Source organism: Lactobacillus sp. ESL0225, from assembly GCF_003692905.1.
Classification (GTDB): Bacteria; Bacillota; Bacilli; order Lactobacillales; family Lactobacillaceae; genus Lactobacillus; species Lactobacillus bombicola.
The window spans coordinates 18,933-44,377 of the sequence record NZ_REHK01000011.1 but is presented as its reverse complement, the minus strand read 5'-3'; the positions used below and the strand labels follow the sequence as shown (position 1 = coordinate 44,377).

Annotated in this window: 25 protein-coding genes; 5 read left to right on the top strand and 20 right to left on the bottom strand. The window is 32.8% G+C overall.

Annotation, left to right across the window (positions count from 1 at the left end; genetic code table 11):
• The 18 genes from F5ESL0225_RS08090 to F5ESL0225_RS08000 all read right to left on the bottom strand — a co-directional run.
• The coding region (locus F5ESL0225_RS08090) for a hypothetical protein (protein ID WP_147441735.1) at positions 1 to 1,042 on the bottom strand (1,042 nt) is incomplete at its 3' end.
• 62 nt (positions 1,043 to 1,104) lie between these two features.
• Complete coding sequence (locus tag F5ESL0225_RS08085) at positions 1,105 to 3,843, bottom strand: VirD4-like conjugal transfer protein, CD1115 family (RefSeq protein ID WP_122048236.1); 2,739 nt, start codon at positions 3,841 to 3,843, stop codon at positions 1,105 to 1,107.
• Positions 3,844 to 3,858: 15 nt separating this feature from the next.
• Positions 3,859 to 6,159: a hypothetical protein gene (locus F5ESL0225_RS08080; protein WP_122048235.1), complete on the bottom strand. Its 2,301-nt coding sequence runs from the start codon at positions 6,157 to 6,159 to the stop codon at positions 3,859 to 3,861.
• A gap of 31 nt (positions 6,160 to 6,190) precedes the next feature.
• The gene (locus F5ESL0225_RS08075) at positions 6,191 to 6,469 is read right to left on the bottom strand and encodes a TrbC/VirB2 family protein (protein ID WP_122025132.1); all 279 of its coding nucleotides are present in this window, start codon (positions 6,467 to 6,469) and stop codon (positions 6,191 to 6,193) included.
• A gap of 379 nt (positions 6,470 to 6,848) precedes the next feature.
• A complete protein-coding gene (locus tag F5ESL0225_RS08070) occupies positions 6,849 to 8,951 on the bottom strand; it encodes an isopeptide-forming domain-containing fimbrial protein (protein WP_122048234.1) in 2,103 nt (700 codons plus the stop codon).
• 71 nt (positions 8,952 to 9,022) lie between these two features.
• The gene (locus F5ESL0225_RS08065) at positions 9,023 to 10,219 is read right to left on the bottom strand and encodes an SLAP domain-containing protein (protein ID WP_122048233.1); all 1,197 of its coding nucleotides are present in this window, start codon (positions 10,217 to 10,219) and stop codon (positions 9,023 to 9,025) included.
• Between the two features lie 26 nt (positions 10,220 to 10,245).
• Positions 10,246 to 10,548, bottom strand: a complete 303-nt coding sequence (locus F5ESL0225_RS08060; protein ID WP_122025135.1) for a DNA-binding transcriptional regulator — start codon at positions 10,546 to 10,548, stop codon at positions 10,246 to 10,248.
• Positions 10,549 to 10,550: 2 nt separating this feature from the next.
• The gene (locus tag F5ESL0225_RS08055; protein ID WP_122025136.1) at positions 10,551 to 10,925 is read right to left on the bottom strand and encodes a type II toxin-antitoxin system RelE/ParE family toxin; all 375 of its coding nucleotides are present in this window, start codon (positions 10,923 to 10,925) and stop codon (positions 10,551 to 10,553) included.
• 79 nt (positions 10,926 to 11,004) lie between these two features.
• The gene (locus F5ESL0225_RS08470) at positions 11,005 to 13,545 is read right to left on the bottom strand and encodes an isopeptide-forming domain-containing fimbrial protein (RefSeq protein ID WP_122048232.1); all 2,541 of its coding nucleotides are present in this window, start codon (positions 13,543 to 13,545) and stop codon (positions 11,005 to 11,007) included.
• 120 nt (positions 13,546 to 13,665) lie between these two features.
• Positions 13,666 to 14,076, bottom strand: coding sequence for a hypothetical protein (locus F5ESL0225_RS08045; RefSeq protein WP_122025138.1), 411 nt, complete (start codon positions 14,074 to 14,076; stop codon positions 13,666 to 13,668).
• Between the two features lie 14 nt (positions 14,077 to 14,090).
• Positions 14,091 to 14,636 carry a hypothetical protein gene (locus F5ESL0225_RS08040; RefSeq protein ID WP_122025139.1) on the bottom strand — a complete coding sequence of 182 codons (546 nt, stop codon included), beginning with the start codon at positions 14,634 to 14,636 and terminating at the stop codon, positions 14,091 to 14,093.
• 11 nt (positions 14,637 to 14,647) lie between these two features.
• Positions 14,648 to 15,124: a hypothetical protein gene (locus F5ESL0225_RS08035; RefSeq protein WP_122025140.1), complete on the bottom strand. Its 477-nt coding sequence runs from the start codon at positions 15,122 to 15,124 to the stop codon at positions 14,648 to 14,650.
• A 306-nt stretch (positions 15,125 to 15,430) separates the two neighbouring features.
• Positions 15,431 to 15,883 (bottom strand): hypothetical protein, encoded by a 453-nt coding sequence (locus F5ESL0225_RS08030; RefSeq protein WP_122025141.1) that lies wholly within the window; start codon positions 15,881 to 15,883, stop codon positions 15,431 to 15,433.
• 26 nt (positions 15,884 to 15,909) lie between these two features.
• The gene (locus F5ESL0225_RS08025) at positions 15,910 to 16,368 is read right to left on the bottom strand and encodes a hypothetical protein (protein WP_122048231.1); all 459 of its coding nucleotides are present in this window, start codon (positions 16,366 to 16,368) and stop codon (positions 15,910 to 15,912) included.
• Positions 16,369 to 16,560: 192 nt separating this feature from the next.
• Positions 16,561 to 17,265 (bottom strand): class A sortase, encoded by a 705-nt coding sequence (locus tag F5ESL0225_RS08020; protein WP_122025143.1) that lies wholly within the window; start codon positions 17,263 to 17,265, stop codon positions 16,561 to 16,563.
• Positions 17,266 to 17,286: 21 nt separating this feature from the next.
• Positions 17,287 to 17,520 (bottom strand): hypothetical protein, encoded by a 234-nt coding sequence (locus tag F5ESL0225_RS08015; protein ID WP_122025144.1) that lies wholly within the window; start codon positions 17,518 to 17,520, stop codon positions 17,287 to 17,289.
• A 914-nt stretch (positions 17,521 to 18,434) separates the two neighbouring features.
• Positions 18,435 to 18,779 carry a hypothetical protein gene (locus F5ESL0225_RS08010; RefSeq protein WP_147441734.1) on the bottom strand — a complete coding sequence of 115 codons (345 nt, stop codon included), beginning with the start codon at positions 18,777 to 18,779 and terminating at the stop codon, positions 18,435 to 18,437.
• 358 nt (positions 18,780 to 19,137) lie between these two features.
• Positions 19,138 to 19,470 carry a hypothetical protein gene (locus F5ESL0225_RS08000; RefSeq protein ID WP_122025147.1) on the bottom strand — a complete coding sequence of 111 codons (333 nt, stop codon included), beginning with the start codon at positions 19,468 to 19,470 and terminating at the stop codon, positions 19,138 to 19,140.
• 215 nt (positions 19,471 to 19,685) lie between these two features.
• Here F5ESL0225_RS08000 and F5ESL0225_RS07995 point away from each other — a divergent pair, with 215 nt between their 5' ends.
• The gene (locus F5ESL0225_RS07995; protein WP_122025106.1) at positions 19,686 to 20,258 is read left to right on the top strand and encodes a recombinase family protein; all 573 of its coding nucleotides are present in this window, start codon (positions 19,686 to 19,688) and stop codon (positions 20,256 to 20,258) included.
• Positions 20,259 to 20,665: 407 nt separating this feature from the next.
• Here F5ESL0225_RS07995 and F5ESL0225_RS07990 read toward each other — a convergent pair whose 3' ends face one another.
• Complete coding sequence (locus F5ESL0225_RS07990; protein ID WP_122048229.1) at positions 20,666 to 21,724, bottom strand: replication initiator protein A; 1,059 nt, start codon at positions 21,722 to 21,724, stop codon at positions 20,666 to 20,668.
• A gap of 596 nt (positions 21,725 to 22,320) precedes the next feature.
• Here F5ESL0225_RS07990 and F5ESL0225_RS07985 point away from each other — a divergent pair.
• The 4 genes from F5ESL0225_RS07985 to F5ESL0225_RS08575 all read left to right on the top strand — a co-directional run bounded on the left by F5ESL0225_RS07985 (position 22,321) and on the right by F5ESL0225_RS08575 (position 24,621).
• Positions 22,321 to 23,112 carry a ParA family protein gene (locus tag F5ESL0225_RS07985; protein ID WP_090094222.1) on the top strand — a complete coding sequence of 264 codons (792 nt, stop codon included), beginning with the start codon at positions 22,321 to 22,323 and terminating at the stop codon, positions 23,110 to 23,112.
• Between the two features lie 87 nt (positions 23,113 to 23,199).
• Positions 23,200 to 23,442 (top strand): hypothetical protein, encoded by a 243-nt coding sequence (locus tag F5ESL0225_RS07980; RefSeq protein ID WP_090094220.1) that lies wholly within the window; start codon positions 23,200 to 23,202, stop codon positions 23,440 to 23,442.
• A 204-nt stretch (positions 23,443 to 23,646) separates the two neighbouring features.
• A complete protein-coding gene (locus F5ESL0225_RS07975) occupies positions 23,647 to 24,150 on the top strand; it encodes a hypothetical protein (protein WP_122048228.1) in 504 nt (167 codons plus the stop codon).
• Between the two features lie 306 nt (positions 24,151 to 24,456).
• Positions 24,457 to 24,621 (top strand): putative holin-like toxin, encoded by a 165-nt coding sequence (locus tag F5ESL0225_RS08575; RefSeq protein ID WP_370466425.1) that lies wholly within the window; start codon positions 24,457 to 24,459, stop codon positions 24,619 to 24,621.
• 166 nt (positions 24,622 to 24,787) lie between these two features.
• On the opposite strand, the gene F5ESL0225_RS07965 is transcribed toward F5ESL0225_RS08575, so the two are convergent.
• A complete protein-coding gene (locus F5ESL0225_RS07965) occupies positions 24,788 to 25,396 on the bottom strand; it encodes a recombinase family protein (RefSeq protein WP_122048227.1) in 609 nt (202 codons plus the stop codon).
• Positions 25,397 to 25,445 lie beyond the last annotated feature (49 nt).

Here is a 25,445-nt window from a genome sequence, read left to right as displayed (position 1 = left end):
CCCGTTTAGTCTTTTGTCCCGTATCAAGATCAGTTGCAGTGATTACTGTACTTAAAATATCAATTACTACAATGTCGATAAATGATTTCACAATTGCATATCCTGCAAATAGAGAAGCAATTGTTAATGCAAGTAATGCTATTAAAACAGGTAAGAAATTGATCGTAAATCGTTGATAACCGCCGATTGAAAAGCCAAATAGATGCCATATATCAGTAGTATTCCAAGTTGTACCTTTACCTTTTTCCTTAGGCGTGTTTTGGACTGTATACTTTAACCAGCCGTACAAAAAGTGTGTGCCTGGCTTTTTGTCATAGTCCCCTTTTTTATAAGGATGATCTTTCTTTTCTAGTGTGGAATTATCTTTGATTTTTTCATTGTCTAAAATCTCAGTAAAATCAATTTCGCCATTATCAACCTCTTTGCGACTCATATTATTAAGTCCCCAATGTAGCTTGGCTGGAGCTGTTGTTAGCGCATTAGCCGAACTTACGTTTGTACCTGCGAAATTAGTATCAATCATATACTCAAGATCGTTAACATGACTTTTTAAGATATTAAATGGTAACGCACTTGTCCCTTTATTTACCTTACTATTATTAGTACCAAGTAATCCTTGTGCTAAATTGACTGATTCTGACGTAAGCCACGTTGTCATGTTGCCAATATTTGTGATTAAAAAAGCGCTAATAAAGAGTTGGACTATTACATTTTTTACTCGTGGCGCATGATGATCAATAATAATTTTAATTGCAATCCAAATTAAACATAGCACCATTAACCCACCAGCTAGATATTGTCCATACTGCATTAATTTGCCAACTTCACCATTACCATTAACTTGATCGACAAAATTTGACAAATTTAGCATTTGATTCATAAATTCGCTTGTTGCATTGGCGATTCCATAAACTACACTAATAATCCACCATTTAACAGTCGAAAATGCTCTAGTAAAAATATTTGAGTAACCCAAATATTTCAAAGCACTGTGTAGGGCGTTTGTTGGGGCTACATCAGCCAAACTTAATAAGTGACTCATAATTCCCTCCTTTTGTGTAATAAAAAAGGAGCCAACTATTTCTAGTTAGCTCCTTTTTTCTATTATTCTGATTTAAATTCTTTATGATATTCGTTTTCTAAATCTTCTCTCACTTCGTTATCTTCAATACTGTTAAGTGCAACTTTTATTTTTTCAAATTGATCATTATCAAAATATTCCAAAATTTTATTGGCTAAACCAAAATCTATTTCATTTTCTGTTATATAGCCATCGACTGCTTGTGCAAAGGTGGAATTGGCTCTTTTTTCTTCTTCTTCTTCAGTCGGCACTTTACCTATCATCTGCTCATCTGAAATTGGTCCAGTATACTCATTACCCATATCTTTATCTTCCTTTTCTTTATTATCTGTATTTTCCTTTTTATCATTTGCTTGATCATTTGCTTGCCCAATACTATTTTTATAGGCTTCAACTGACCCTGCTGTCGCTGATTTGCTTAAAAAATCTACAAAATTAATTTGTAAATCTTTTAATTTTAAATTTTTATGCAAACATTCAACGTCAACTAATTCATTAGTAGGATCAAACGAATCTTTTAAAAATGTATGGGCATACGGTAACATTGTTTTTTCGGTGTTAAAAATAGGATATGGACGTACCCGATTACCCCATTTATCCTGCCGATGAACCGCTCGTAAAATCAAATCTTCTCCTTCTAACATCTGTTGTAATCGACTAGGAGTAATCAATGATTCTGCTTCTGCTCGTACATTATAATTTATTGATCTCGTTGTTCCTGTATTGCTATTACCAGAACTCCCTGCTTCTACTGTCCTTTGTCCAGCTGCTTTGCTAAATTCAACATTAGTTTGATTGTTAATACATTTAATCAAGAATTGGTTCTGTCCCTGTTCCTTAATCGTTGTTGCCAATTTACCATAATAAGTATTTAGTTGCTCAAACGACTGTAAAAACAGCGAATAATCAATATTACGCCCTGCTGAGACGGTCATTATTTTATTCATGTTCTCAATCGGCTTTAGGTTTCCGAACTCGTCTAAAATAAAATGAACTCTCCTAAAGGTTTTATGATTTGGAACAATCTCACATTGTTTTGCTAATTCAGTATATAACTGATTAATAAAGAAAGTTGCGATTGTACTGTTTGAATCATCATAATCAGGTGTGGCCATAAAAACAGCAATTGGCTTTTCTGAATAAGCAAGACGAAAATCTGTTACTTCTAGTTCATTATACAGCGTTTTAATTATTGCATCATGTTCGCCTTGCTTACCATTAGAATCAGCGAGCTTTATTGAAAACACACTATGTAGTTGCTTACCTTCTGAACTTTCATAGCTTAGTTCAGCCCAATCTCCACTTACTAACTTATCATCAAAATTGCATTCAACAAAACCTGTATGATTACTTTTAATTTTATGTTCAGCAATAATTTTAGACTCAGGCGAATCTTTTGTTGCTGCTTTTCTAAACCGAAGCAACATTTTAGTAGAAGCATATTTTTTCGGTAATCTAAAGCTAAAATATTTTGGAAATCCGATTGATTTTAATTCAAATGAATTCATTGAAGTTAGACAAGCATTTCCAGGGTCTTGAAATGGCTTCAATTGCTCATTAAGAACTGAATTAATAGTAGCTTTTCCATTAGAAACAGAAGCAGCAACTGCCGAATATTGTTGTTTAGCATATGAACCTTGTGGCAAATGAGTAAAATAATCGTCTAGAGCATTATGCGTAATAACCTTAGTGGGACTGACCATCTCATTCCATTTCACAGTACCTGCTTCAATGATGAAGTCAATTGCATTATAGAGTGTAATCCTTTCAGGGTGTTTTTTCTTATCTGGAAAATTATTGGGGTCTAGGCAATATTTAATTAGTTCATATATTACCCCATTTATTTCTCCTTGACCGTCTTTATACGCCCATTCATTCACTCCTTTGTCTTTTTTTAACATAATTTGATAAGTAAGACTATTAATCAGTTGTGACGGATTTTCTCCTTTTTCTACTTGCTTTACGATAATATCTAAAGGATTATATGACATTGAATTCATCTGATTACCAAGATCAAGTAGATATACTTCATAACCCCGTTTTTTCAGAGTCGCAGCTGAGGCATCATATAATTCCTTTTTCGGATCATAGATAACCATTGATGACTGATTTTCGGCACGAGAGAGGTTGTCAATAAATGGTATTACTATCATTTCGCCCTTACCCGACCTACTTGTTCCGACCACAATATTATTGACTGAATCATCATCAATATAATATTGCTTACCATAATGACTAATTGGTATTCCACCATAGCCTGGAAATCTTTTATCTTTGTCAGGAATTGCTTTATATTGTTCTTTGATTTCTTTTAGGGTTGTAAATCTACTGTCTCCCTTTTGGCCATAAGCAATATTGCTAGCCATTCCACCATTAATTCCTGCACCAGCTTTGATTAATACAAATATAGTTAAAATTGCACTGCCAATTAGCAAAACAAATATTTCCTTAAAATTTACCTTACATATTAGTGGATTGAGTCCTAATTCAAGCGCTTTTGCTAATGGAAAAGAGAAATGACCTATCCCTTTTTTGGACTGTTCTTTTAATAGAATACCCAACCAATGCAAACTATTATCAGCGTATAATAGCAACAAAAAGACCATAATTGTTAAAATTATGGTCTTTTTACTAATCATTCCTTGCCCTACTTGAATCTTTTCAGGACTAGGTAATTGCTCGCCGTCTGGACGCCTTTTACTAAGTTTACGTATTTTGTTTTGCGCTGTACCTAGGAAATTTGAAACTCTAGTGAGCCTCACAGTCTCGCCCCCTCATTAATATCCATTTTTTGCTAACCAACCATTATGCCAATCTTTAACGTTATAGAATGATAAAGCAATTGCATGGCGAGCTACATAACTAACTTTTTCCTTTTGTCTTGGTGTTAATTGTAAATAGATTGACCGCATACCATTTTCATCGTTAGCTGCAACTGCATAGTACAATCTGCTAATCCATGTTGGGTACGCATCATTAATCTCTTTCAATGCTCTAACATCGCCTTGACCTAAAGCACCATCTAGAACATCTATTTTTGCAGACCAATTGTTAGTTGCCCGATACAGAAGCACATTGCTCTTATATGCTTTTTCAGCTTTATTCTTAGAAGGTTGATTTACCACCTGTTTGTTTTTAGTTTGTGCCGCTTCGGATTTATTGCCTTTATTTTTATCTAACAATTTTTCTTGTGCTGTCTGATCTATCTTTGAGTCAGGGTGTGCTGCATTATACCAATAATAACTACCATATCCTGCTGCACCCAGTAATCCTAATAATAGGATAGCAGCTAGGCTATATATATGCTTAGATTTATGTGTTGCTTTACTTTTCCCTTGTTCCTCAGTTTTTTCCAAATCCTTAGTGGAATCAACTGGAATTGGTAATAGATTATTAGCCTTAATATTTCTATCAACCGCTTTATCTAGATCAATCGTTTTACCAGCAACTATTGCTTGTTGTTGCTCCTTTAGTGCTTCTTTAATCGCATTAGCAACACCAACAGCCAAAGTCTCCGTCAAGTGAATAGGATATTCTTTATCATGCTGCTCAAGATATTTTAATTCCTGCTCCTTTAACTGATTAGCACGCTTAATTACACTAATTTTTGCTTGTTGTTGCTCAAGCATTTGTTTTGTCTTTTCATCTTTCTTCTTTTGGCGATCAATTCGGCTGCTTTGAGTCTGGACACTTTTTTCTAAATGTTCAAGATTTTTAGCAAATTTAGTTTTATGTTCTTGAAACAGGTTTTCTAATTTTTCATTATATCTATTTTCTGTTTCTTGGTGCATACTACGTAATTTACTATTACGTTTCTGAATTTCTCGTAATCTATATTTTTCCTTAAGCTCTTTTTCTTTAAGCTTTGTATCTTGCTCAACTTGATTGTTACGCTTTTCCACCAAGAGTTGTTGCTCCTTTTCAAACGCTTCTTTGCGGTGGCGCATTTCTTCATCAAGCTGGTTAGTAAAATCAGCAAGTCTACGAGCTTTCTCATCATCTAGCTCTTTATTCTTAGCTTCTATCTTCTGTTGAGCTTCTACTTGATTAGTTTTCTTTTCTTGACTAGCTGCTCCAGTAGTTTCAAATATTTCATTTTTAACTTGACCAGCAACAGTATCTTCGATCAGTGATTGATTAACTTCACTATAATTTTTTTCAAGATCACTAATCGCATCATTTTTTAGTCTAGCCGCTGCACTTTTATATTCTTCAGCTGCATTTTTTAAATGACACTTTTCAAGATCACGCTCTATCTCTGCATTAAGCGTACGTTGATAGCAATCTTGAGGATTATCAATATAACCTAGTCTTCTTTTAATCTCAGTTAAATTAAAAACTTGCTCAGAATTTTTATCCGACACTGCTTGGAAAATATTTTTTTCAGCAATAAAAGTAGAACGAGCTATTATTTCTTCCTCACTTGCTGGTTTTATTTTACTTTCATCATCAATTGTCTGGTGTTGGATATGTGGTAAAAAGTCATTAGGATTGGGAGCAACTTCTTCTTTTATTTTTGCTTTGTTCTCGCTCTTTTTATTAACTTCTTCTTTCTTTGTTATCGGTGCAGTAGTTTCCTCACTTTTACCATTTATTTTAGTTACCTTTGTTGGGGTAACACCCCTCACGGGGCGTTGATCATCTTTGATATTTTCATCTTTATCACTATTTTTTTCCTTTTCTGTATTGAATAAATAATCCATACTGGTTTCAAACGCTTCTTGATCATCATGTAAATCTTTTTCAAGTAAATTAGCTAGTCTAAGTGCCTCTTGCTCATTAGACTCTCCCTTATTATCGTTACATAAGCGATCAGCAATACTTCTTAGTCCTAAATTCTGATCTGATTTCTCAATATGTGCGTCTGATATGGTAAAAACATTTTCTTTATTTGAGTCTTCTGTATCGACTTCTATCCCTAAACTCACTTCTTCGTTATCTTTTAACTTACTAGCTAGTTTTTTAACCATTGCATCGGCAGTATTTACGTCAATTGCTCTACTGGTTTTTAAAACTCGGGTGCCAATCAGCATTTTGCGATAACTTCGTGGCACATTCACAAATTTAATTTTGCTCATTACCAAGCTCCCTCTTTATCATTACTTTTGATTAAGAAAAAATTCCCATTACCCACGGTACTAGAACTGTTGCAACCGCAATCAATACCACGCCGATAATTACATTACCAAGGTGTGCTTTTGCAAGTTGGGCTAAACGACCGCCACCCATAAAAAGCATACCGACAATAATTACTACAACGACTGCCAAAATTCCGCCAAGGGCTTTAAGACCAGGTTGTAAGTTGGTAAATACGTTGGATATTTTCCCAATAAAATCAGGTGCCCCTTTGGCTGCTGCTAAAAATAATTGATTATTTAAGTAATTCATGAGTTACCTCTTCTTCTTTTTTCTATATATTCTATTTATTATTTCTTACGTCTTCTTGTGGGCTTTAATTACCCTATTATGCGTAGTACATTTTGACCACCTGCTTAAACAAAAAAAGTAGCAAATAAGAAGTTTTTAACTACTAATTCGCTACTTACTATTACCTTTTGCCCACCACGTACCCGACCGAGGGAGTTAGTCACACTAAATCTTTATTCTTCCCTACTTACTTATTGCTAGAATCCGTCTTTATCGTTTTTAAACAACAAAAAAAGCCCAGTAATTCATATTTAACTATGATTACTAGGTATTCTTACTTATTTAATTTTAAACTACAAAATATCATGCGTTTCAGTAGCAACAAGTACAAGCACTAATTCTAATTAGGCATTTCAATCCACTTCTGAACGCTTGCCTGCGGACCTTTTGGCTCGACATAAACAATATTAGTCGGGTGGTCTTTGCCGTTAATGATCCAAATTGCCTTGTTTGGTACTCGGATAACACCGCTGTTTTTATCTAGGTACTTCATCAAGTCTGGCGTATTCTTAACACTAGCAGTAATTAACATTCTTAAGTGCTTACCATGCCACTTCTGCGGTTCATTTGCGACCCAGTCAGCGGTATTATTGTCTGTTGTCAATTTTCCAGCAGAAGTTACATCTTTATTATTATCATCAAGATCATAGACTTTGACTTCTTTGAGGTCTAATACGTCCTCTAACGTATCTTTTAATTCTAGCGTCTTAATGTCCTCGCCGTCTGGAGCAGCAACGTCTACCGTATACTTGTAAGGAGCATTGTAATCGACTTGGATAGAGTCTCCTTTGCCGTTACCGTCAGTAGAAACCGCCTTGGTTTGGGAAGTCTGCGTAAACGGTATGTTAGTAGTTGTCTTATTGCTATCGGCAGAACCATTACTTGTAGTTACTTTGGCTTCGTTATAGATAACGGCTTGGTCACTATGCTTCGAATCTTTATGATCAGCAAGACTGACGCCTGACTTAACCGTGCCATCAAATGTAATCTTATACGTTTCACGGTAAAAGTCATCTCCGGCTAAATAATCGCCTTTAGCTATAACTGATAGTTTATTATTAGAATCATTATTAACCGTAAACATGTAAGTTACATCTTGATTTTCAGCATTATAAACGTGGACATTGGAAATATCTAAATCATTATCAAGATTATCAGTAATCATATATTGATCGTATTTAAACTCTGGTCTTACCTCAGGTACGTAATGCGTAATTTGATAATGATATGTTTCATAGCGATTTTTCAAAATATCATGATCAACTGACTTATCAGTCCCAATTTCACTCGGAGTATTAGTTCCTTCGTCCGAATCCGATACAAATTTGGTCGGCTGCATTGGTTTATCTGGTGCAATATGCTTAGTACCATATTGCAAGTATGCGTGATTAAACAAGGTGGCATCGATTGAACTACTTATATCGGTAATTGGATATTCTTTATCGGCATCGGGATCAAACCTGCCCACCATGTTCCAATAACTGGGATCAGCTTCAAGATCGTCTTGATCTTTAATCGCATTTTCACCCGTATTCTCGCCAAAAACCCAATCTATAATAAAACTAGAAGAATTAGAATATGTTGCTGTGAAACCTCCTTTTTTATCCCTAGACCTTAAAGTTCCAGAATTATGTCCATCATCTTCCACCTTAGTATTATGCTGATGTGCGTCAGAATAAATATAATTTTTACCGCCCATCTTTTTATAACTTAACCAAGTATTACCATTATTATCATGATCTCCATATAATATTTGGTCGACATTAGAAAATGTTGTTGGCTCAATACCAACCCATTGATCGCCGTCAATGTCATCAAAAGTCCACGCAGCGGTCATCTTAATTGGTTTATGCGTATCGTGATCTAAATAGTCTAGCCGATACTTAACAGCGCCGTAACCTGGAGTAAACATTTCAAAATCATCTTTTCCAAGTGCTAAATACGCATTTTTAATCGGTACACGAGTGTCCGCCTTACCATTATGATTGGTATCTCTCCATTCATAATTCTGTACCTTCCAATCCATCATGGTGATTTTTACGTCAACTGTGTGACCTTGATAAATTCCAACATTAGAGTAATAGACTCCTACTTTCCCCTTCCATTTATCATTATTCCCTTCATCATCACTCATTTTAAATGCAAACCAGTGTTTAGTTTGTCCTTCTGTGTGACTAACAGATGTACACCAATCTTCATTATTGCCACCAAAGGGTGTTACTTTAGTTATCCCTTGCTTAACCTTGGCGGTAAAAGCATACTGACCAGACAATTTATTCTGATCTGCATTCGTTCCTTTTGGTAAATCAGTCATTTGCGCATTATCTGCATGTACCACATTACCACTAAAATTTAGTCCTGCAGAAACTGCGAGTAATGTTACTAAAGACCCACCAAGCGTTTTAATATAACGCTTAGTTTTAGGCTTTAAATTTAAATTCATTTACTTTTCCTTTCCAATACAAAAAAACGTCACTAAATATTAGTAACGTTTTTTACTATTCAATTAATTTTTTAGTTTGCATTATAAAAGCTGAGCCATTTGGCACTATTACCTGAAACTTCTATAAAAGCAATTCCAACATAAGAATAATTACCACCCCAGTGCGAAACCAGACCTAAGCCAGCAAAGGCTGCTTTGTCATTGTGTCCCAAAATCATTTTATTATAATATTTATCAGCTTTACAGCTATTAAAAATTTGGGTCGCAACGTGTTCTGGGTTCCGATCTTTGAAATTAAATTCTTTGGGTGTAATTTCTCCTACAATGCGACGCCCGTAATAATTATCTTCAATCCAAGTATCTGTCATATCCATACCATTAGCATTCATGGTCGGCAAATGTGGTGCTAAAGTATCCTTAGTTGCACCTGCTAAATTTTGCTCGTAATCCCACATTTTATCTGAGGAGGAACAAATTTTGCTAATTAAATTATCTAACTCAGCATTGATTTTGTATGCAGGTAAGCCGTTTTCTACTCTATAGTTTTGAATATCTTGCCACAAATAATTCTTTATCTGCGCTAATTCACTGTCACTGAAATAAATAATTTGATCATAATCAGGTTCAGTTGCGTACCGATGCAATATGTGTTGCCACTCTTTCTCGGTCGGCTTGTCTGGTGGCTCTGGATCATTGATATTCTCCTTAGGAACATTATTATCAATTCCCTTTTCAGTATCGCTAGCTAAAATATAGCTGTTATCGCCGATTTTATAATACTTAGCACCGTTAATTACTTTGCTGTCGGTTACTGTTCTAAAAGTGCCCTTATTCGCTATAAACGCCGTCTTTTTGCCATTTCTATCATATATTCTTGCTGGATTAATTATCGTTACTTTAAAGTCATTCGTTGTTGAAGTATTTGTATTATCTGGCTTTATGGGCGTTGGATTACTCTCTTCCACAAAATAACTTGTTGCATTTACTTTAATATAGCGTCCACGACTTAGTTTATAGTATTTCTTACCAAGAATAGTCTTCTTGCCATAAACAGAATAAATATGACCCTTTTTCAAGGTCTTTTTTGTCTTACGACCACGGTTTGAGTAAACTACTGCATTCTTAACAAGCTTTACCTTAAAAGTCTTAGCCTGTTTAGCTGCCTGCACTGTTTGCGGTGCAACTGCGCCTTGACTACTACCAATTTCTGCTGCTCCAACACTTAACAATGCTGCCGAAGCTAAACTAATTAATACTCTCTTCTTCATAACTCTTACCTCTCTTCTTAAGAACTCTAATCTGCATATTCAAAAGCCAATTTTGGATTATCGTTAAATATATCCATCAGCTTAGACACGGCACCCCTTGGAGTATTTCTTCCTGTTTCCCATGACGTTACTGTTTTTGGTGAAACAGCCATTACTTTAGCAAATTCAACCTGCGTTAAATTTAGCTTCTTACGTAGCTGTTTAATAGCCGTAGCGTCATATTTAGGAGATAGGTCGATCGTTTCAACTTGAGTTTCAAAGCCTGGATCATGTCCGTCTAAAAGTTGGTTTAATTCATCTAAACCTTTTAATAGTCTTGATTCTGTCATCACTATTTCCTCCTTAATCGCTTAACAGTCGCTTTTAAAGCATTACGTTCTGCTTTAGAAAGATTTGACTTTTCACTTTTAGCATAAATTGCTACAAAGTAAAGATTATCATGAGTTATAGCAATATAGATTGTTCGATAACTTCCGCTTTTGCCCTGATTATCTTTTTTAGACGCAAATCTAAATTTATATGCACCACCAGTTCCTTCAAGTATTGAGCCAGGAAGTTTTTTACCATGATTATTAATTGGCAAATGTATTACATAGTCCTTAATTTGATTCTGTAAGTTTTTTTTGTCCGCTTGGGTAAGTCCGTACTTTTCCCAATATTCATTAAAAATAGGCGCATATTTAAATTTTATATCTATTCTTTTCATGCTATTCCTTCTACTACTAATAATTATAGTCTATTAAATAGTAGTATGCAAGTAATCAAGTTAGAAAAGTGTATATAAATTACTTCTTAAAAATCTTTTTTACTTTAGATTTAAACACTTTATTATTTTTATATAAGTAAAAGCTAATACCAACTATGCCAGCTACTAACATACCGACAATCCAGCCTACATTCTTTAAAATAAAGTGACCTGTCTTAGGTAGTAATCCATTCTTACCTGTTACTGGATTGTTAGTGCCGTCGCCATGTAATGGGCTTTTCGGATTATTTGGATTATCTGGACTATTTGGATTATTTGGGTTATTTGGACTAGCTGGATTTCTTGGATCATCTTTTGGATTATTCGGACCATTTAATTTAGTATGAACAACATTAGTTGGCGTATCTTTACCGTTAATTTGCAAGTGTCCTACATTAGGAATTTGCTTATCTGTATAAGAACTAAGATCAGCGTTAAGCTTCACATTGGCTGCAACTGCTGCATACAATTTCTTACCACTATACTTGGTGGGGTCTTTAGCTGTCCATGTCCAGCTTTCATCTTCATTACTGGTTGTGAGGGCACCGTCATTAGTAATGTTATTACCGTCAGAATCAAGAATTACCACATTCTTTAAGTCTAGAACATTTTCTAGATCGTCACTTAGAACTAATGACTTTATATCAGCGTTATTGCCAATATCAAAAGTTAGGAGATAGTCAACTGCGTCTCCCCTAGCAGCTTCATTATTACCAACTGTAGTTGCATTGATAACCGATTTCAAATCATCAGCGCTAGTTGGAGCAGTTGTTGTTACGCTAGTATCCTTTTGATCATTAATGTTAACCTTTTCTTCTGATTTATATGGTTTAGATAGTGTAGCTAAAGCATCGTTAAATTCTTTATCGCTTACGCTAGAGTTAGCTTTACGGTATGAGCCGTCTGGATTTTGTACTACTAATTTCTTAGCAGCGTTAATTGCCGCATTGTGGGCATTAATATCCATTGCTTGGTTAACCTTATCTCCGCTACTCTGACTGGCTGAGGTTTCTGATTTATTGCCAAAGAATTTTGTCCAATTAGAAGGATCACGGACAATCCCCTTTTTAGCTGTTGGCTCTTCGGTTTTAGGAGTAACAACTGGTGTATTTGACGCTGTATCTTCGCCTGAATCTAGCATATGAGCCGTGTTAGGAATTTCAATCACATTATTCTTAATATACTTTTGCAAATTGGCGTCATTCTTAACTTTTGCCGTTACAACTACAGTATAAGTTTTACCGCCCATTGTCTTTACAACATCATCTTTTGGCTGCCAAATAAAACTTTCCTTGGAATTATCAAGTTTTAAACTACCCTCTGAATCAGTAACATCTTTACCGTCTGGATTTTGTACTACAACCTTTACAAGATCAAGTACATCTTCTAAATCATCGCTAAACTGGACATCTTTCAAAGTCATACCTTGCTTTGGCGTATATTGGATCTTATAGCTATAATCTTTACCAATCTCGACATTATCTTTATCTTCATGATAACTGCCAGACAATCCGTCCACGGCTTTTACTACTTTATTTTTGCCAACAGGAGGCGGCGTAACAATATTGACTTCATTAGACGGCGTATCTTCATTGTTATACTTCATTTTGGCAATATTAGGAATTTGATAGTCCTTTGAAGCTTTGTCAAGATACTTAGATAGATCAACATTCGGTTTAATATTAGCTGTTACATCAACAGTATATGAATGATCTGGCATCTTTACCAAATAATCTTTGGTTGGTTGCCAAACAAAACTCTCCTTATCGCCATCAATCTTTAAATCGCCATCACTTTTAGTTATATCATTGCCCTTGTCATCAGTTACCTTGACTTCTTTGAGGTCTAATACGTCCTCTAGGTCGTCCATAAATTGAAGATTGGTAATATCCTTACCGTTCTTAGGAACCGTGTAAGTGACCCTATAATGGACTGTATCGCCAATATCATACTTGGCTGTATCGACAAATTTACCATTCTTATCTTCAACCTGTTTTAAAACAGTTGGTTTCTTATCATTAGGAGTATGTACTTCAACTTTATTAGACGGTATATCCTTATCATTAATCAGCATATTAGCTACATTGGGGATATTATACTGATTGGTATTCTTATCTAGATACTTAGATAAATCGGCATTTTCATCAAGTTTTACTACAATCCGCATTTTCATTTTTCTAGCAAACCATTTATCAGCTGTACCTGCTTTTGCCTGCCAGCTTATTTTATTGGTTGCTTTATCAAAATCTAGTGTCCCCTGATCAGTTACATCATTACCTTTATCATCATAGATAGTTGCTTTACTATAGATGTAGCAGGGCTCCAATTTATCAAATAATTCTAGTTTCTCAATTTTAGAATCTGCCGATACTTGATAATCAGCATCAAAACTTATATCTTTTCCTTTTTCAAAGATACCATCAGTGCCCAATTTGACTTGTTCTGCCGCCATAGTTTTATTAGGCACTGTTAAAGTATTTTGACTTTGACTATAGATTCCAGCGCCAGCGCCAGTAATTGATAACCCGACCCCCAAACCAACAGCCAATTTTTTTAATTGCTTTTTACTTAAGCGTCTCATTAACTTTCCTTTCTCAAACAAAAAAAGCACCGTTACTAAAAAGTAACGGTGCCGTTAACTATTATTTTTATTTTTAAAAATTAAGCTAAATTATTCTATATAATCAACTCCTTTCAGATTTTATTTTGCTCCATGTAGTAAAAAATATGCTATTCCCCCTACGCCTATAACAAACACAACTACATAATTATTAATCGAAAAATAAAGTAAAAACAGATTAAAGAAAATTAACCCAGCATCTATAATTATCCATTTTCTTGAATATTCAGAAATAAACATAGACAAAACGCCCCATAAAATTACTATAAAAATAAAAATGAACGTTAGAAGTGCCCAGAAAAAAATAGATCCGTGTTCCATAACTATGTTAGCTTTATCAACTGCTGATAAAGAATTGAGATTATTTCCATACTGTAAGCGTAATGAATCTAAAAACCTTCTCAATTCCCAAAATTCGGAAAAGTTAGTTATGCTTACGAAAAACAACACCCAGAAAGTTACTGCTTTATTCTTAATTAATTCTTTAATCATAATTCAATGGTTTCCTATCCGTTAATTATGTAGCTAATAATTACTGCTAATATACCCCAAACAAAAGTTAATTTGGCTAAAATTGTTGTTTGTTCAGCAATTACCCAATGATAGAGCCTATTAATTAACCATAAACTGGTAAAATATAGCCATGCTATACTATTAACTAATATTGCCACATTTATTTCTGCTGGCATAATTAATAACCACGAAAATATGATGGAAAAAAAAGTCCAAATTATATAGAATGCACTATTCTTAACTCTTGTTAAAGATATGACACTAAATAGAAATATGAAAAGCGAGCCAAAAAGATTTAACATTGTACTATGTAATAAATCTATTGTATTAGCTTTTATAATTAACTTAGCTAATTCTCTCAACCAGTTTACTTTAGCCAGTAAATACAAGAGACCACCTGTATGGTTGCTGCAAGCCAATATCAACAAACTTGATGATATTAGCCCAAGTGCTAACGCTAGAAAAAGTATGGGGAAATTAATTTGATTTGAAAAACAAATCATAATCTGCTTTTTTATTTTTGTTAAATACTTTTGCATTACTATATCCTTCATATTTTGGCATTACCGATTAACCCATGATAAAGCCTATTAATTAACCACAAACCTGAAAAATATAGCCAGGTTGTGACAGAAATTAAAAACACTAAGTTTAATGATTGATCTAAAAGCAATCTTGGTATTAATAAAAATACGTTTATTAATGACCAAATAGTATATAAATTTAAGCCTTTTTTACTTGCCAAAAAGCAAGCTAGAAATATTAACCAATATATTCCCACAGTTATTAATGAAATACTGCTTACCTTATCCGCTAACTTAGCTTGAACAATGAGATTAGCAAATGATTTTGCCCCTTTTAGGCTAGATAGAAAATACCATATTTTTTCAGTTTTTCCACTAGTAACCAGTATTATTTGACCAGCCTGTATCAATCCTAAACCAATAGATATAAATAAAAGTTTTATATCTATTTGTCGTTTTAAAAATTTTTTGATGGAAACACTTTTATGTTCTTTTTTATTCATAGTTCACTTGTTTCTTCTCAAACTTTTTAAACTTATTGATCAAGATCAAACTTACTTTTAGTATAGCGCACTTATTACTAATCATAATATCCGCTATCCAAGTAAGTACAAAGAAAATCTTTATTTTTACCTGTGTTCTCAAATATTATTTGACCAAGTTTTTCTAGTTTTATCTTATTTTCTTTCGTCACACACTTTCCTTTGAGTAAAAAAAGAAGTTACATAAGTGTAACTTCTTTAGCCTTCAAATCTCTAATCTGTTTAATCATCTCAAGTTTAGCTTTAAAGTCTAATCTCATATGTATATTAATTTTGAGGTAAGGTCACTTCTAACGAAACATCGCCAGCCATAATTCGATGTGCATAAGCTATTCCTAGCGCTCCAATAAAATCATCATTGCTGATTTTATTATTGCTATAAATATCAGGATATAAGTCTTTGATCCAATTCATCATTTTTTGATAACCATTAGCATCTATCTCCATTGTAATAGTTGTTAATGCTGATCCTGTATTAGTAGCTAACCATGATGGTAGCCTTACACGTCCCCACTTTTGACGTTCCTTAGAATCTGCTTTTTTTAAAATCATTTCCTTTTTTAATTCACGAAAAGCATATTTTACTATTGTTTTCATTGTGCTTGGCGGTGCTACAGTTGCTTTCATTTTTTTTGCCAAGCTCTGGGTAAAGCTCTCTAACATATCATTAACTTTGTTATATTCAGTTTGTGGTACTCTGATTATTAGCCGTTTTCTCATTCTAATTCCCCTTGCTGTTTAATTCCCTATTTTTTATCAAATACAAATTTAGAACCCAATTTTCCACCTTTAATTGACTGAATTAATAAAAATGCTTGGTAGCTCATAAATGTTTGACGAATGTTACCATCACATTTAGCAATTTCTGGATATAATTCTCGCTCATTATTTAATAAATTAGTAAAAGTCTTGATTGGTACATTTGCTACAAGCGCATAATTATTACTTTTAATCTTATTAAGTTCATATTGTACTTCCCAAAAATCTGCAACTACTTTTTTGAAATCAAAAGTATCTCTACAATTCGCTTCTTCCTTCAATTCCTCATTGGCAAAGAAAAAAATCATTGTAGCAATAAAATCTTGCTCATCTTCTTTTGATATTTCAAAATTTGTGCGACAAAATTTCTCAATTACTTCATATTCTTGTTTCAAAATATGGAACTTAACTTTTAACCAATTGGTATTTTTGATCTTTTCTTGCACCCTTCGAGCCCTCTTTAAATAATTAAAAAAGGAGGTTACTTCGCATAACCTCCTTATTCTTTTCTTGGTAATTTCTCGTAATATTCATTATCTTTCAATTTGTATTCTGGTGGCACATGACCTATATAGGTCACTCTTCCATCTTTTTCTTTTTTTAAAACTGCTCTTGCCATATTATCCCTCTTTATTAAATCAATATTTGAATATCGTCTTTATATTTTTTGAAGCACTATGCAAGCTTTGCGAACCTGTTAAATGTCCTCTGATAAATAATCGTCCTTGACCCGTCCAATCACATGTAAACATTGATATAACAGGCTTTTTCTGGAATTTTTTACGATTAAATGTAAGACGAAGATTATAAGCATTGATAAAATAAGCCTGATCAACTTGATAGTAATAAACATTTTTAAAGTCTGTTAGAAAAATAAGAGTACCTTTAGCTAATTGACCATTAACTTTTGCCGTATAAAGCGGGCTAAAATAGCTTGTGCCATCGTCCATATTGTGACCTGCAAGTGGATAATTGTTCTTCCCCATTTTTTGATCAGCCCTAAACGTACCAGCGCCTAGTGCCAATTCATCATTACCAACGCCTTTAAAGATGTTGAGTAAAACATGCTTTTCTGGGATAGCAATTTGACCAACGGCTCGGTAATCACGCCGACAACGCCAAGCATGTAGCAAAGAGTTAGGAGAAATAGGCTTGACCTGTTTCAAATTATAGTTAGGTTTATGCTTTTGCTTATTGTGTCTAGCTTGTTTTAGATACGTTTCAGCATTTGAAACAGAGTAAGCCGCCTTACCTTGAAATTGATCGAAATTAAGCGCAACAGTGGCTGCTCCTAATAGCAGAATTATAATTATGATTCCTGCAATATTTCTCCATCTTTTCATGTTTTTTCTTTCTTGATCTTCTTATTCAAAATGAATATGCTCAACTTTCATACGTTTATATGCTTCTTTTTCTAGTTTTTCGTATGCTAACTCTATTATTTGCTTATAAATCTTTGACTTTTTATTTGTAATAGCTGTCTTAAAGCTGTCCCAAATAATGCTTTCTTGCCATTCTTCATAACTTATATGCTTTGTCTGTTCCAAATACGCCTTTACAATCGGATCGATTGTTTTGGTGCTTCTTTTAGTTGGCAATGTAATCTCATCCTTTCTTTTTGGATTAATTAGACAAATTGGGCATAGTCTGCCCTTTTATATATTTTTATGGCTTAATATTATTTTTGTTATTGTAAGCATCAACCAAATTGGATTTCTCTGACTTATAGTCAAAATTAAGTGTTATTTCAAAGGCTCTCATTCACATGTTAATTGCCCAATTATTGGACAAAAAGGCGCACCTTTGACTTTCCACTTAGCGTCTAGCTAATCACTGATCTATTAATTATTTGAGCGTGTTTAAATGTGAGGTTAGTTATGCTAATCGTTTTAATAGATGACGGTACTTTAAGGATTCCTAAGTGTTATTAACACCGTCCCTCCCAAAAGTCCTTTACAGCAGCGACATTATAGTTTACAAGGCATTTCCTCCTAGAAAATTCTTTTTAAATCAAATTTTCTATAACTCTTAACAGCTACATTTCAGATATATTTAACGTTGCCTATGGTTATTAAGCGTAGGCTTTTGTGCTTCTTCGTCCTGGAAGCAAAGCGAGGACAGTTTTGGAGCAACTGACAACCGCCGTTCAGCAGATCATAATTGTTTAACGATCAAGACAATTATTTCTTATCACTCCGGCTAATTCGTAGCGTTCCTGTTCTTTCCAGTGGTTTCCAATGTTTTACCACGCCTTAGGTTTATCCGCTTGGCAAGGTGCAGTGTTGCAGCGACAATCGTTCTTTTGACATTTTGGCAATTCAATGTTGTGCCAGTTATCAAAATACTAATTGACCTTGTTTTCCAAGTTTCAGCACAAATAATCAGGTTACTAAATGTGCCACCAGTAATATCGAATTTTCAATGTACAACGAGCAAAAAAATTGCTCTAAAGAAGTAAAGGGCGTTGCGTCCCATCTGCTTTGCTGCAGTTGTCTGTGCAATACTTCTAAAATTATAATCGATTTTTATTGCGTAAATATGATCGTAATTCTTGCTTAATATTCGGGGTATCTTCATCTGTCATCTTTTCAACAATTATTTGATAATCGCCTAAAGCAGCTTCAACTTCTTTTTGTTCTGTTCTTAATCTTGCCAATTGACGTTGTACCTGCTTTAGCTTTCGGCGATTTCGATGTGTTGTAGGTTGAATTTCTAATTTTTCTTGCTGGTTTTGCACTTTTCTTATTTGTCCACTAATACCATTTATTTTAGTTTGATATTGTTTTTCTACTTTTTGCGGTGTCGCAATTGTTTTTTTGATTAATTCAGCTGTCTTTGTATAATCTCTTATTTTCATTAGTAAATAAGCACCAAACATACACCCAATAAATATTTCCATACTGTTCACTTTTACACCTAATCCCTATAACCCTTTGTACACAGACAATAAAAAAGCGATCACTGCTATAAATACAATTGTTAAAAGTATTGACGTAATGATTAAGCCATTATTAACGAAATTATCTAAAGCTTGATTTAGTTGCCACCAGAAACCGAAAATTTTGCCGCTATTAGCCATTTTGGCAACAAAGATAATGAATATCATAAAAAGTAGCCATAATGCTAAGCATAACTTTACGTGTAGCATTGCAAAGGTACAAAGTTTATCAAGTAATTCAAAAACAAAATTGAATATTAGATTGATAAATTTCATTTCATGGTTCCTTCTTAAACCTGCGACACCAGACTAACGATTCTCTTTTCTTGGAATATACATTTTTGCGATAACACACGGGATTACCTTGTAAATCATAGCCTGCTTGCATATTTTGATAAACAAAATTAAGAGGTTGCACTATTCCAATATATTTGTGTCGCTCTGAGACAACAATTTCTTGGTTTTCTTCAATTTGATAAAAATTTCCGTCTTGACCATTAATCCAGATTTTGCCAAACATTTTTACCTTAACAATTTTTTCAAAAAGTTGGTTAATTGAAATTTTTTTAACATAACGTCTTCTTTTTTGTGTAGTTCCGCTTTTTCTCATGATTTGTTGACCATTTTACTCATTTCGCCAACTAATTTTATTTCTAGGTTTATTTTTTTAACCATAAAATTTACCTCTAACAACTATTGTCACTTGATAAATTACATTTCCTAGACCGCCATATCTCAAGAGTTGTGGCGGTAAAAAATTGATGTTATAATATGATTAGTTACTAACATAGCACAGCTTACCGCCAAGAATAAGAAAGGAACAAAATGAATTACGGTTATGCTAGGGTAAGTACAGTTGGGCAAAATTTGGACACACAATTAGATCTTTTAAAAAAAGCTAATTGCGACAAAATTTATCAAGAGAAATTTACTGGTGCTACTTTGAATCGACCTGTTTTTAGCAAACTGCTACATCAACTTAAATCTGGTGATCAGTTAACTGTTACTAAACTAGATCGTTTTGCTAGAAACACAATCGACGGCTTGCATATTATTAATCAACTCTTTAAAAAAAATGTTTCTGTTAACATTCTTAGCATGGGTGGAATAATTGATAATACGCCAACTGGACGACTTTCTCTGACTAATTTTTTATCTTTTGCTCAATTTGAACGGGATATGATTGTTACTAGAACTCAAGAAGGTAAAGAGTATGCTAAATTACATGATCCCAATTATCGTGAAGGGCGACCACGCACTTATAATCGTGCACAAATTGAAGCAGCTTATCGATTAAAAGAGAGTGGTATGACTTACAAAATGATCAGTAAAAGCACTGGTATAAGTGAAAGAACATTAATAAGGCGCTTCCGAGAATTAAAAGATGAAAAACATTAAAATAGTAACAAATGCAATAACCGCCATAACTCTTAATTTTTGTCTTTTTAAAAAAATAATGATTTAACAAAAATCATCATGCAATAAACCTTTAAAATAAAGGTTTATTGCTTTTTTGTTTTACTATAAATTGGATAAATTTTAAATTTTAAATTAGTTTGTTTTTTAAACAGTCATTTTTTTACATTTAAATTTTATTACTATCATACATAATATAGCTCAAAATATATATTTACCGTAATTTAATTATAATAAAAATAATTTTTAACTATGCTTATTTTCTAGCTTTGATTGTTCGTGCATGTATTAATTGAAGTGTACAGGTAACTTTCAAAATTTTTAATTTTTTCCTTAAGTCATTTTCTGCTGCTCAAATGCAATCCTTCTTTTGCTAAATCAAAGTTATTCTACTCTTGAGACGACAGTGCAGAATGTACATAAGTATTTAAATTATTGACCATTGCTGTATATAAATATCCTTCGTAATTAGTAATGCGTTTACTTGAATCAGTGTCTACTGTACGGATTCGGTTAAAGTAATTACGTAACCATTTTGGCATTTCATCGGTTAAATTTTCTAAGTCTAACAAGCCTGTGTAAGCTCCAAAGCCTTGATTAGTCATGTTTTTAGTTACTGCTTTTTTGGCATTCAAAATAATCTGAACAAAACGATAAACTTCTTTTGGTGTTTTGCACCACGACTTGATTAAGATTGCTGATTCCTTATTTAAAAATGGGGGAATATCTTTACTGTTAACTAAATCAGGTAAATGGTTAAGTAAATCTGTATTTTGTTTTTCAATTTGTTCAGGCGAATATTTGTTCTCAGAAAAGTTTAGCTGAGTATCTTCATGTATCTTCTTAGTATCTATATTATTATTATATAAATTGTGTTTCATTTTGATAATGTCGCTTGGCTCTAAGGATTTCGCACTTTCGTCTCGAGGTTTCATTTTGATAATGTCTTGTGGCTCAACGGTTTTCGGCTTCGAATTATTTTCGTCTCGAGGTTTCATTTTGATAATGTCGCTTGGCTCTAAGGATTGTGCTATATTTTGTTCTATTCCTTGTTTTATGTATACATCTTTAGCTGTAACTTCTAAGTCAGCTAGGTAAAGTCGATTAGGCAGATTCTTTTTTTGTTTTGGATCAAAGCCTTGATTAACTTGAAATAATAATCCTTTTTGTTCAAGTTCTTTTTTTATTCGAACTACTTTAGCAGAACCCCAGCCAAAAAGATTATGTAGTTCCTGATTAGTAAAAATAAAATATACTCTATTATCATTGTCTACCCAGTTGTTTTGAAGGCTATAGCTTAAGCGATTCTGTAAGACCATATATGCTAATTTTGCGCTGTCACTTAAGTCCCGATATTTCTCGCCATACAGTAAAACTTCTGGAAATTGTAAATATTTAACGCCGTATGCACGTTGTGAAGTAATAAAATTAAAGTTTGTTTCGTTCATTTTGAACTCCTTTTTAGTAACAAAAAAGTCGCAGTAGATTAACTACTGCGACTTTGGTTTATCAGTTTTTCGATTATTTTTCTTTTTTGTGAGATAAAAGTAAGGAAGTATTGTTTTAATATTACAAGAATGGTATACTTTATCTAAAGAAAATAATTGATTAGCTAGGTCGAGTAGTTGATCAACTGGTTTATAAAAAGTTGGCGCTTTTTATAAACCTTTTTTTTGTTTCTTTATTAATTAAATTTTAAATTTTTGTTTCTTGAGTTAAATATATCAATAAAAGTTTAATATTGCAACAGTCTTTTTAAGCAACTAGCCTTTATAAATATACATGTTAGTACAAATATATTTGTAAGTATTATTGTAATAAATAATACACATATAATTATAAATATACTTACGAATAAGAATATATTTAAAAATACATTTATACATATGCTTTTTAATATATTTAAATTTATTATCATAAATATGTTTATACTTGTGATAATAAATATATTTGCAAATAAATATACAAATGTATTTACATGTGTATTTATATTTGGTATAATTTTTATAAAATATAAGTAAACACCCCATTATAGGAGGGAAAAATGAAAATTATAACTTTTGCTGCTATCAAAGGTGGCGTTGGAAAAACCACTTTAGCATTTAACTATGCTGAGTGGTTAGCTGCGAATGACAACAATGTACTATTACTAGATTTAGATCATCAATGTAATTTATCACAGATTTATAATCATTATGATACAGACGGAACAGTTGGTAATATTTTTCTCGGAAATGGAGATGTGAAAATCCATTCTATTAAACAAAATATTAGTTTAATTGTAGGCGATATGCACTTAGATGATATTGAAACTGATATAGAAAATAAAACTAATAAAAATATGCTTTTGTATATGTGGCTGAGTGACAATTATGAAAAACTACATATAGCTGACTATGATTACATCATTATTGATACGCACCCAGACTTTGCTACAGCTACAAAAAATGCAGTAATTATTAGTAATACAATTCTTAGTCCAATCACACCAAGTGAGCATGGCTATAGTGCTAAATTTAATTTGGAAGAACGAATAAATGAATTAAGTAAAGAAGCAATTGATTTTTCTACCAGAAAAAGTTATGTAACAGCAAAATTATTTTTCTTAGCAAATATGGTCCGGCATAATACTAAATCGTCACATGAATTACTAGAAGTTATTAAAGACGATGATAGGGTACTTGCAAAAATTCCAGAAAAAGAATTATTTAATCGTTCAACGTTGGATAAAATGTCATTATCTACAATGACAGACGATCATAAGATATATATTAAGCAAAGTAAATTTTTTGATGAGATAAATCAAATATTTAGTGATATTAATCAAAAAATATAATTATACTTATAAGTATAATTATGAATTTAAGTATAATTGTAAGTACGTATATAATGATAAATATTAATGTGCTATTAAGGAGAAAACATGGCATTTGAACCAAATAAAAATATAAAGCAAGCATTGCAAGGTAGTGAATTTAAGAAAGAAAATATAAATCAGGATCTAGTTATACCCAGCAAAGTTCAAAGCGAACGTGAAAATAAAAAGAATTACACCTTCACTTTAAAACCAAGTGTTAGAAAGCAACTTAAAATGTTGGCAAAACAACAAGGTTATAATTCGGACTCACAATTTTTAAGTGACCTAATTGAGAGTATCAAAAAATAGGGTACGATATATAAAAAGGCAATTGTAAATACAATTGTCTTTTTATTAGTTGTCTATTTGTAAGCGTAACTAAATTTATTATATATAATAAATTATAAGAATATTCATAATACTTGTTTTTAAAAATATAAATATAAATATGTTTGCATTTGTAATTATGATAAAAAATATATTTGCATTCATATTTTTTATAGGAGAGAACTAATGATTTGGACAGAAATTATTTCTATAATAATAAAAAGTATTGAATTTTTGAAAAAACATGGAGAAGAAACTAGGGAACCACAAATTTGTCCAAAATGGTTTTATTATCATCAATATGATAAAAATAATTATATTTATTTTACTATCTCCAATTTATCTTCTAAACCAATAAATATTACTAAAATCACACATAGAGATTTAGAGGGGAATATGTTTGTTGCAAGTAACATACCACGTATTGATTGGGAAGAAGATAATAAAGTGTATAAACCCAATACAGTACCCTTATTTATACCTGAGTATTCGTCAAAGAATTTTATAGTTGGTTTTGAAAACAATAAAAATTTGTGTCTAAATAAATTTTGTAAAACAAAAACAAATTCAAAACCCAAATTTTTATTTGATGTAGAGATTAATGGGAAAAATTTTGCTTATGAATCAAATTCCTTTTATCGATTATTAGATGAAAGCGATTTTATTTCAGAATTAAAGTCTCTTAAATAAAATGGCTATAAAAAGTTGGAAAAATAACGTTTTTAAACGATTTAATTTAAAGTATAAAAAAATACCTTAGGTCCAAATTGACTTAAGGTATTGTCTATTTTCGCAACATCACTCTACGTTGGGCGATTAGTTGCTCTAATTCTTTTAATTCATCCTCACACACCTATTAAGGTGTATAGTCAACTTAAAATTGCAATTTTCGAAAAATAAAAATCGTTGCGGTTAAACAACGATTTTTTGTAACTTGTACAGTCTTATACTTAAAAAATTTTGCTATAATTATCTTTGAATTGAGAGCAAATTGTTTTGAGGGCGGTTGGCTGTTTTTCCTTAGAAAGGGGAGGGTGCTTATGGCACGAAATTCTTCAGAAAGGTTTACAGTCATTGAGCGTTTATCATGCGCTAGAACTAGCACTGGCATTCGCCACGTTTATTATTGTCTTGTTGACTTATATCGACAAACACAAGTAAACAAAAAGACCGTCCCAACAAAAACTTTGGCGAGTTATGGGATTGGTCTTATTACCAACTAATAATTTGCCAACCGCCTTTAAAGCGGCTGCTTGAAATTCAGAAGAGAAGTCTTGTTTGTACAAGGCTTCTTTTTCTTTATAACCATATTGTAGCACGTTTGGTTTTATTTTGTGCAAGAACTTGACTGTGTTATTCCATATTTTTCTCTGTATCGTTTAAATGTTATTCGATTGATTCCAGTTACCTTACTAACAGCAGTATCAGACATACCACTTTGATAAAGTTTAAAAGCATGTTGCAATTGCGGACTATTTTCAGAATATTTAGGCTTTCTACCGTGATAACGCCCCTCTGTCTTAGCTATTTCGATACCTTGACGTTGGCGCTCCTTAATTCGCTTACGCTCGCTTTCTGCTTGATACTTGTATAATTCCAAGATTAAGTTGTTCATTAGCTGACGGAGGTTTTGATCTTCAATACCTCGCAAAGAGGGGAAATTCAAAATATCAAGTGTTGCTCCCTTAGCTTTGATAGTTCCCATGATTTTGGTTAAATCTTGGTTATTACGCCCTAGTCGATCAAGTTCAGTTACGATCACAACATCATCTTCACGGATATAATCTAACATGTTCTGTAATTGGGGGCGCTTAGTATTTGCCCCCGACATTTTGTCACAGAACAATTTATCAACTTTTATTTTTTCCAATGATTCAATTTGTCGATCTAAATTTTGATCACGGGTACTAACTCTTGCATATCCAATTTTTGCCATTTTTTAAATCCTTTTGAACATAGTCTATTGAACAGTAATAAAATTTAGT

What these genes read in the sequence shown, in the direction of transcription:
- F5ESL0225_RS08080 (WP_122048235.1), bottom strand. Translation starts at nt 6,159, where the DNA reads ATGAGCAAAATTAAATTTGTGAATGTGCCACGAAGTTATCGCAAAATG.
- F5ESL0225_RS08075 (WP_122025132.1), bottom strand. Translation starts at nt 6,469, where the DNA reads ATGAATTACTTAAATAATCAATTATTTTTAGCAGCAGCCAAAGGGGCA.
- F5ESL0225_RS08070 (WP_122048234.1), bottom strand. Translation starts at nt 8,951, where the DNA reads ATGAATTTAAATTTAAAGCCTAAAACTAAGCGTTATATTAAAACGCTT.
- F5ESL0225_RS08065 (WP_122048233.1), bottom strand. Translation starts at nt 10,219, where the DNA reads ATGAAGAAGAGAGTATTAATTAGTTTAGCTTCGGCAGCATTGTTAAGT.
- F5ESL0225_RS08060 (WP_122025135.1), bottom strand. Translation starts at nt 10,548, where the DNA reads ATGACAGAATCAAGACTATTAAAAGGTTTAGATGAATTAAACCAACTT.
- F5ESL0225_RS08055 (WP_122025136.1), bottom strand. Translation starts at nt 10,925, where the DNA reads ATGAAAAGAATAGATATAAAATTTAAATATGCGCCTATTTTTAATGAA.
- F5ESL0225_RS08470 (WP_122048232.1), bottom strand. Translation starts at nt 13,545, where the DNA reads ATGAGACGCTTAAGTAAAAAGCAATTAAAAAAATTGGCTGTTGGTTTG.
- F5ESL0225_RS08045 (WP_122025138.1), bottom strand. Translation starts at nt 14,076, where the DNA reads ATGATTAAAGAATTAATTAAGAATAAAGCAGTAACTTTCTGGGTGTTG.
- F5ESL0225_RS08040 (WP_122025139.1), bottom strand. Translation starts at nt 14,636, where the DNA reads ATGCAAAAGTATTTAACAAAAATAAAAAAGCAGATTATGATTTGTTTT.
- F5ESL0225_RS08035 (WP_122025140.1), bottom strand. Translation starts at nt 15,124, where the DNA reads ATGAATAAAAAAGAACATAAAAGTGTTTCCATCAAAAAATTTTTAAAA.
- F5ESL0225_RS08030 (WP_122025141.1), bottom strand. Translation starts at nt 15,883, where the DNA reads ATGAGAAAACGGCTAATAATCAGAGTACCACAAACTGAATATAACAAA.
- F5ESL0225_RS08020 (WP_122025143.1), bottom strand. Translation starts at nt 17,265, where the DNA reads ATGAAAAGATGGAGAAATATTGCAGGAATCATAATTATAATTCTGCTA.
- F5ESL0225_RS08010 (WP_147441734.1), bottom strand. Translation starts at nt 18,779, where the DNA reads ATGAAAATAAGAGATTATACAAAGACAGCTGAATTAATCAAAAAAACA.
- F5ESL0225_RS08000 (WP_122025147.1), bottom strand. Translation starts at nt 19,470, where the DNA reads ATGAGAAAAAGCGGAACTACACAAAAAAGAAGACGTTATGTTAAAAAA.
- F5ESL0225_RS07995 (WP_122025106.1), top strand. Translation starts at nt 19,686, where the DNA reads ATGAATTACGGTTATGCTAGGGTAAGTACAGTTGGGCAAAATTTGGAC.
- F5ESL0225_RS07990 (WP_122048229.1), bottom strand. Translation starts at nt 21,724, where the DNA reads ATGAACGAAACAAACTTTAATTTTATTACTTCACAACGTGCATACGGC.
- F5ESL0225_RS07985 (WP_090094222.1), top strand. Translation starts at nt 22,321, where the DNA reads ATGAAAATTATAACTTTTGCTGCTATCAAAGGTGGCGTTGGAAAAACC.
- F5ESL0225_RS07980 (WP_090094220.1), top strand. Translation starts at nt 23,200, where the DNA reads ATGGCATTTGAACCAAATAAAAATATAAAGCAAGCATTGCAAGGTAGT.
- F5ESL0225_RS07975 (WP_122048228.1), top strand. Translation starts at nt 23,647, where the DNA reads ATGATTTGGACAGAAATTATTTCTATAATAATAAAAAGTATTGAATTT.
- F5ESL0225_RS07965 (WP_122048227.1), bottom strand. Translation starts at nt 25,396, where the DNA reads ATGGCAAAAATTGGATATGCAAGAGTTAGTACCCGTGATCAAAATTTA.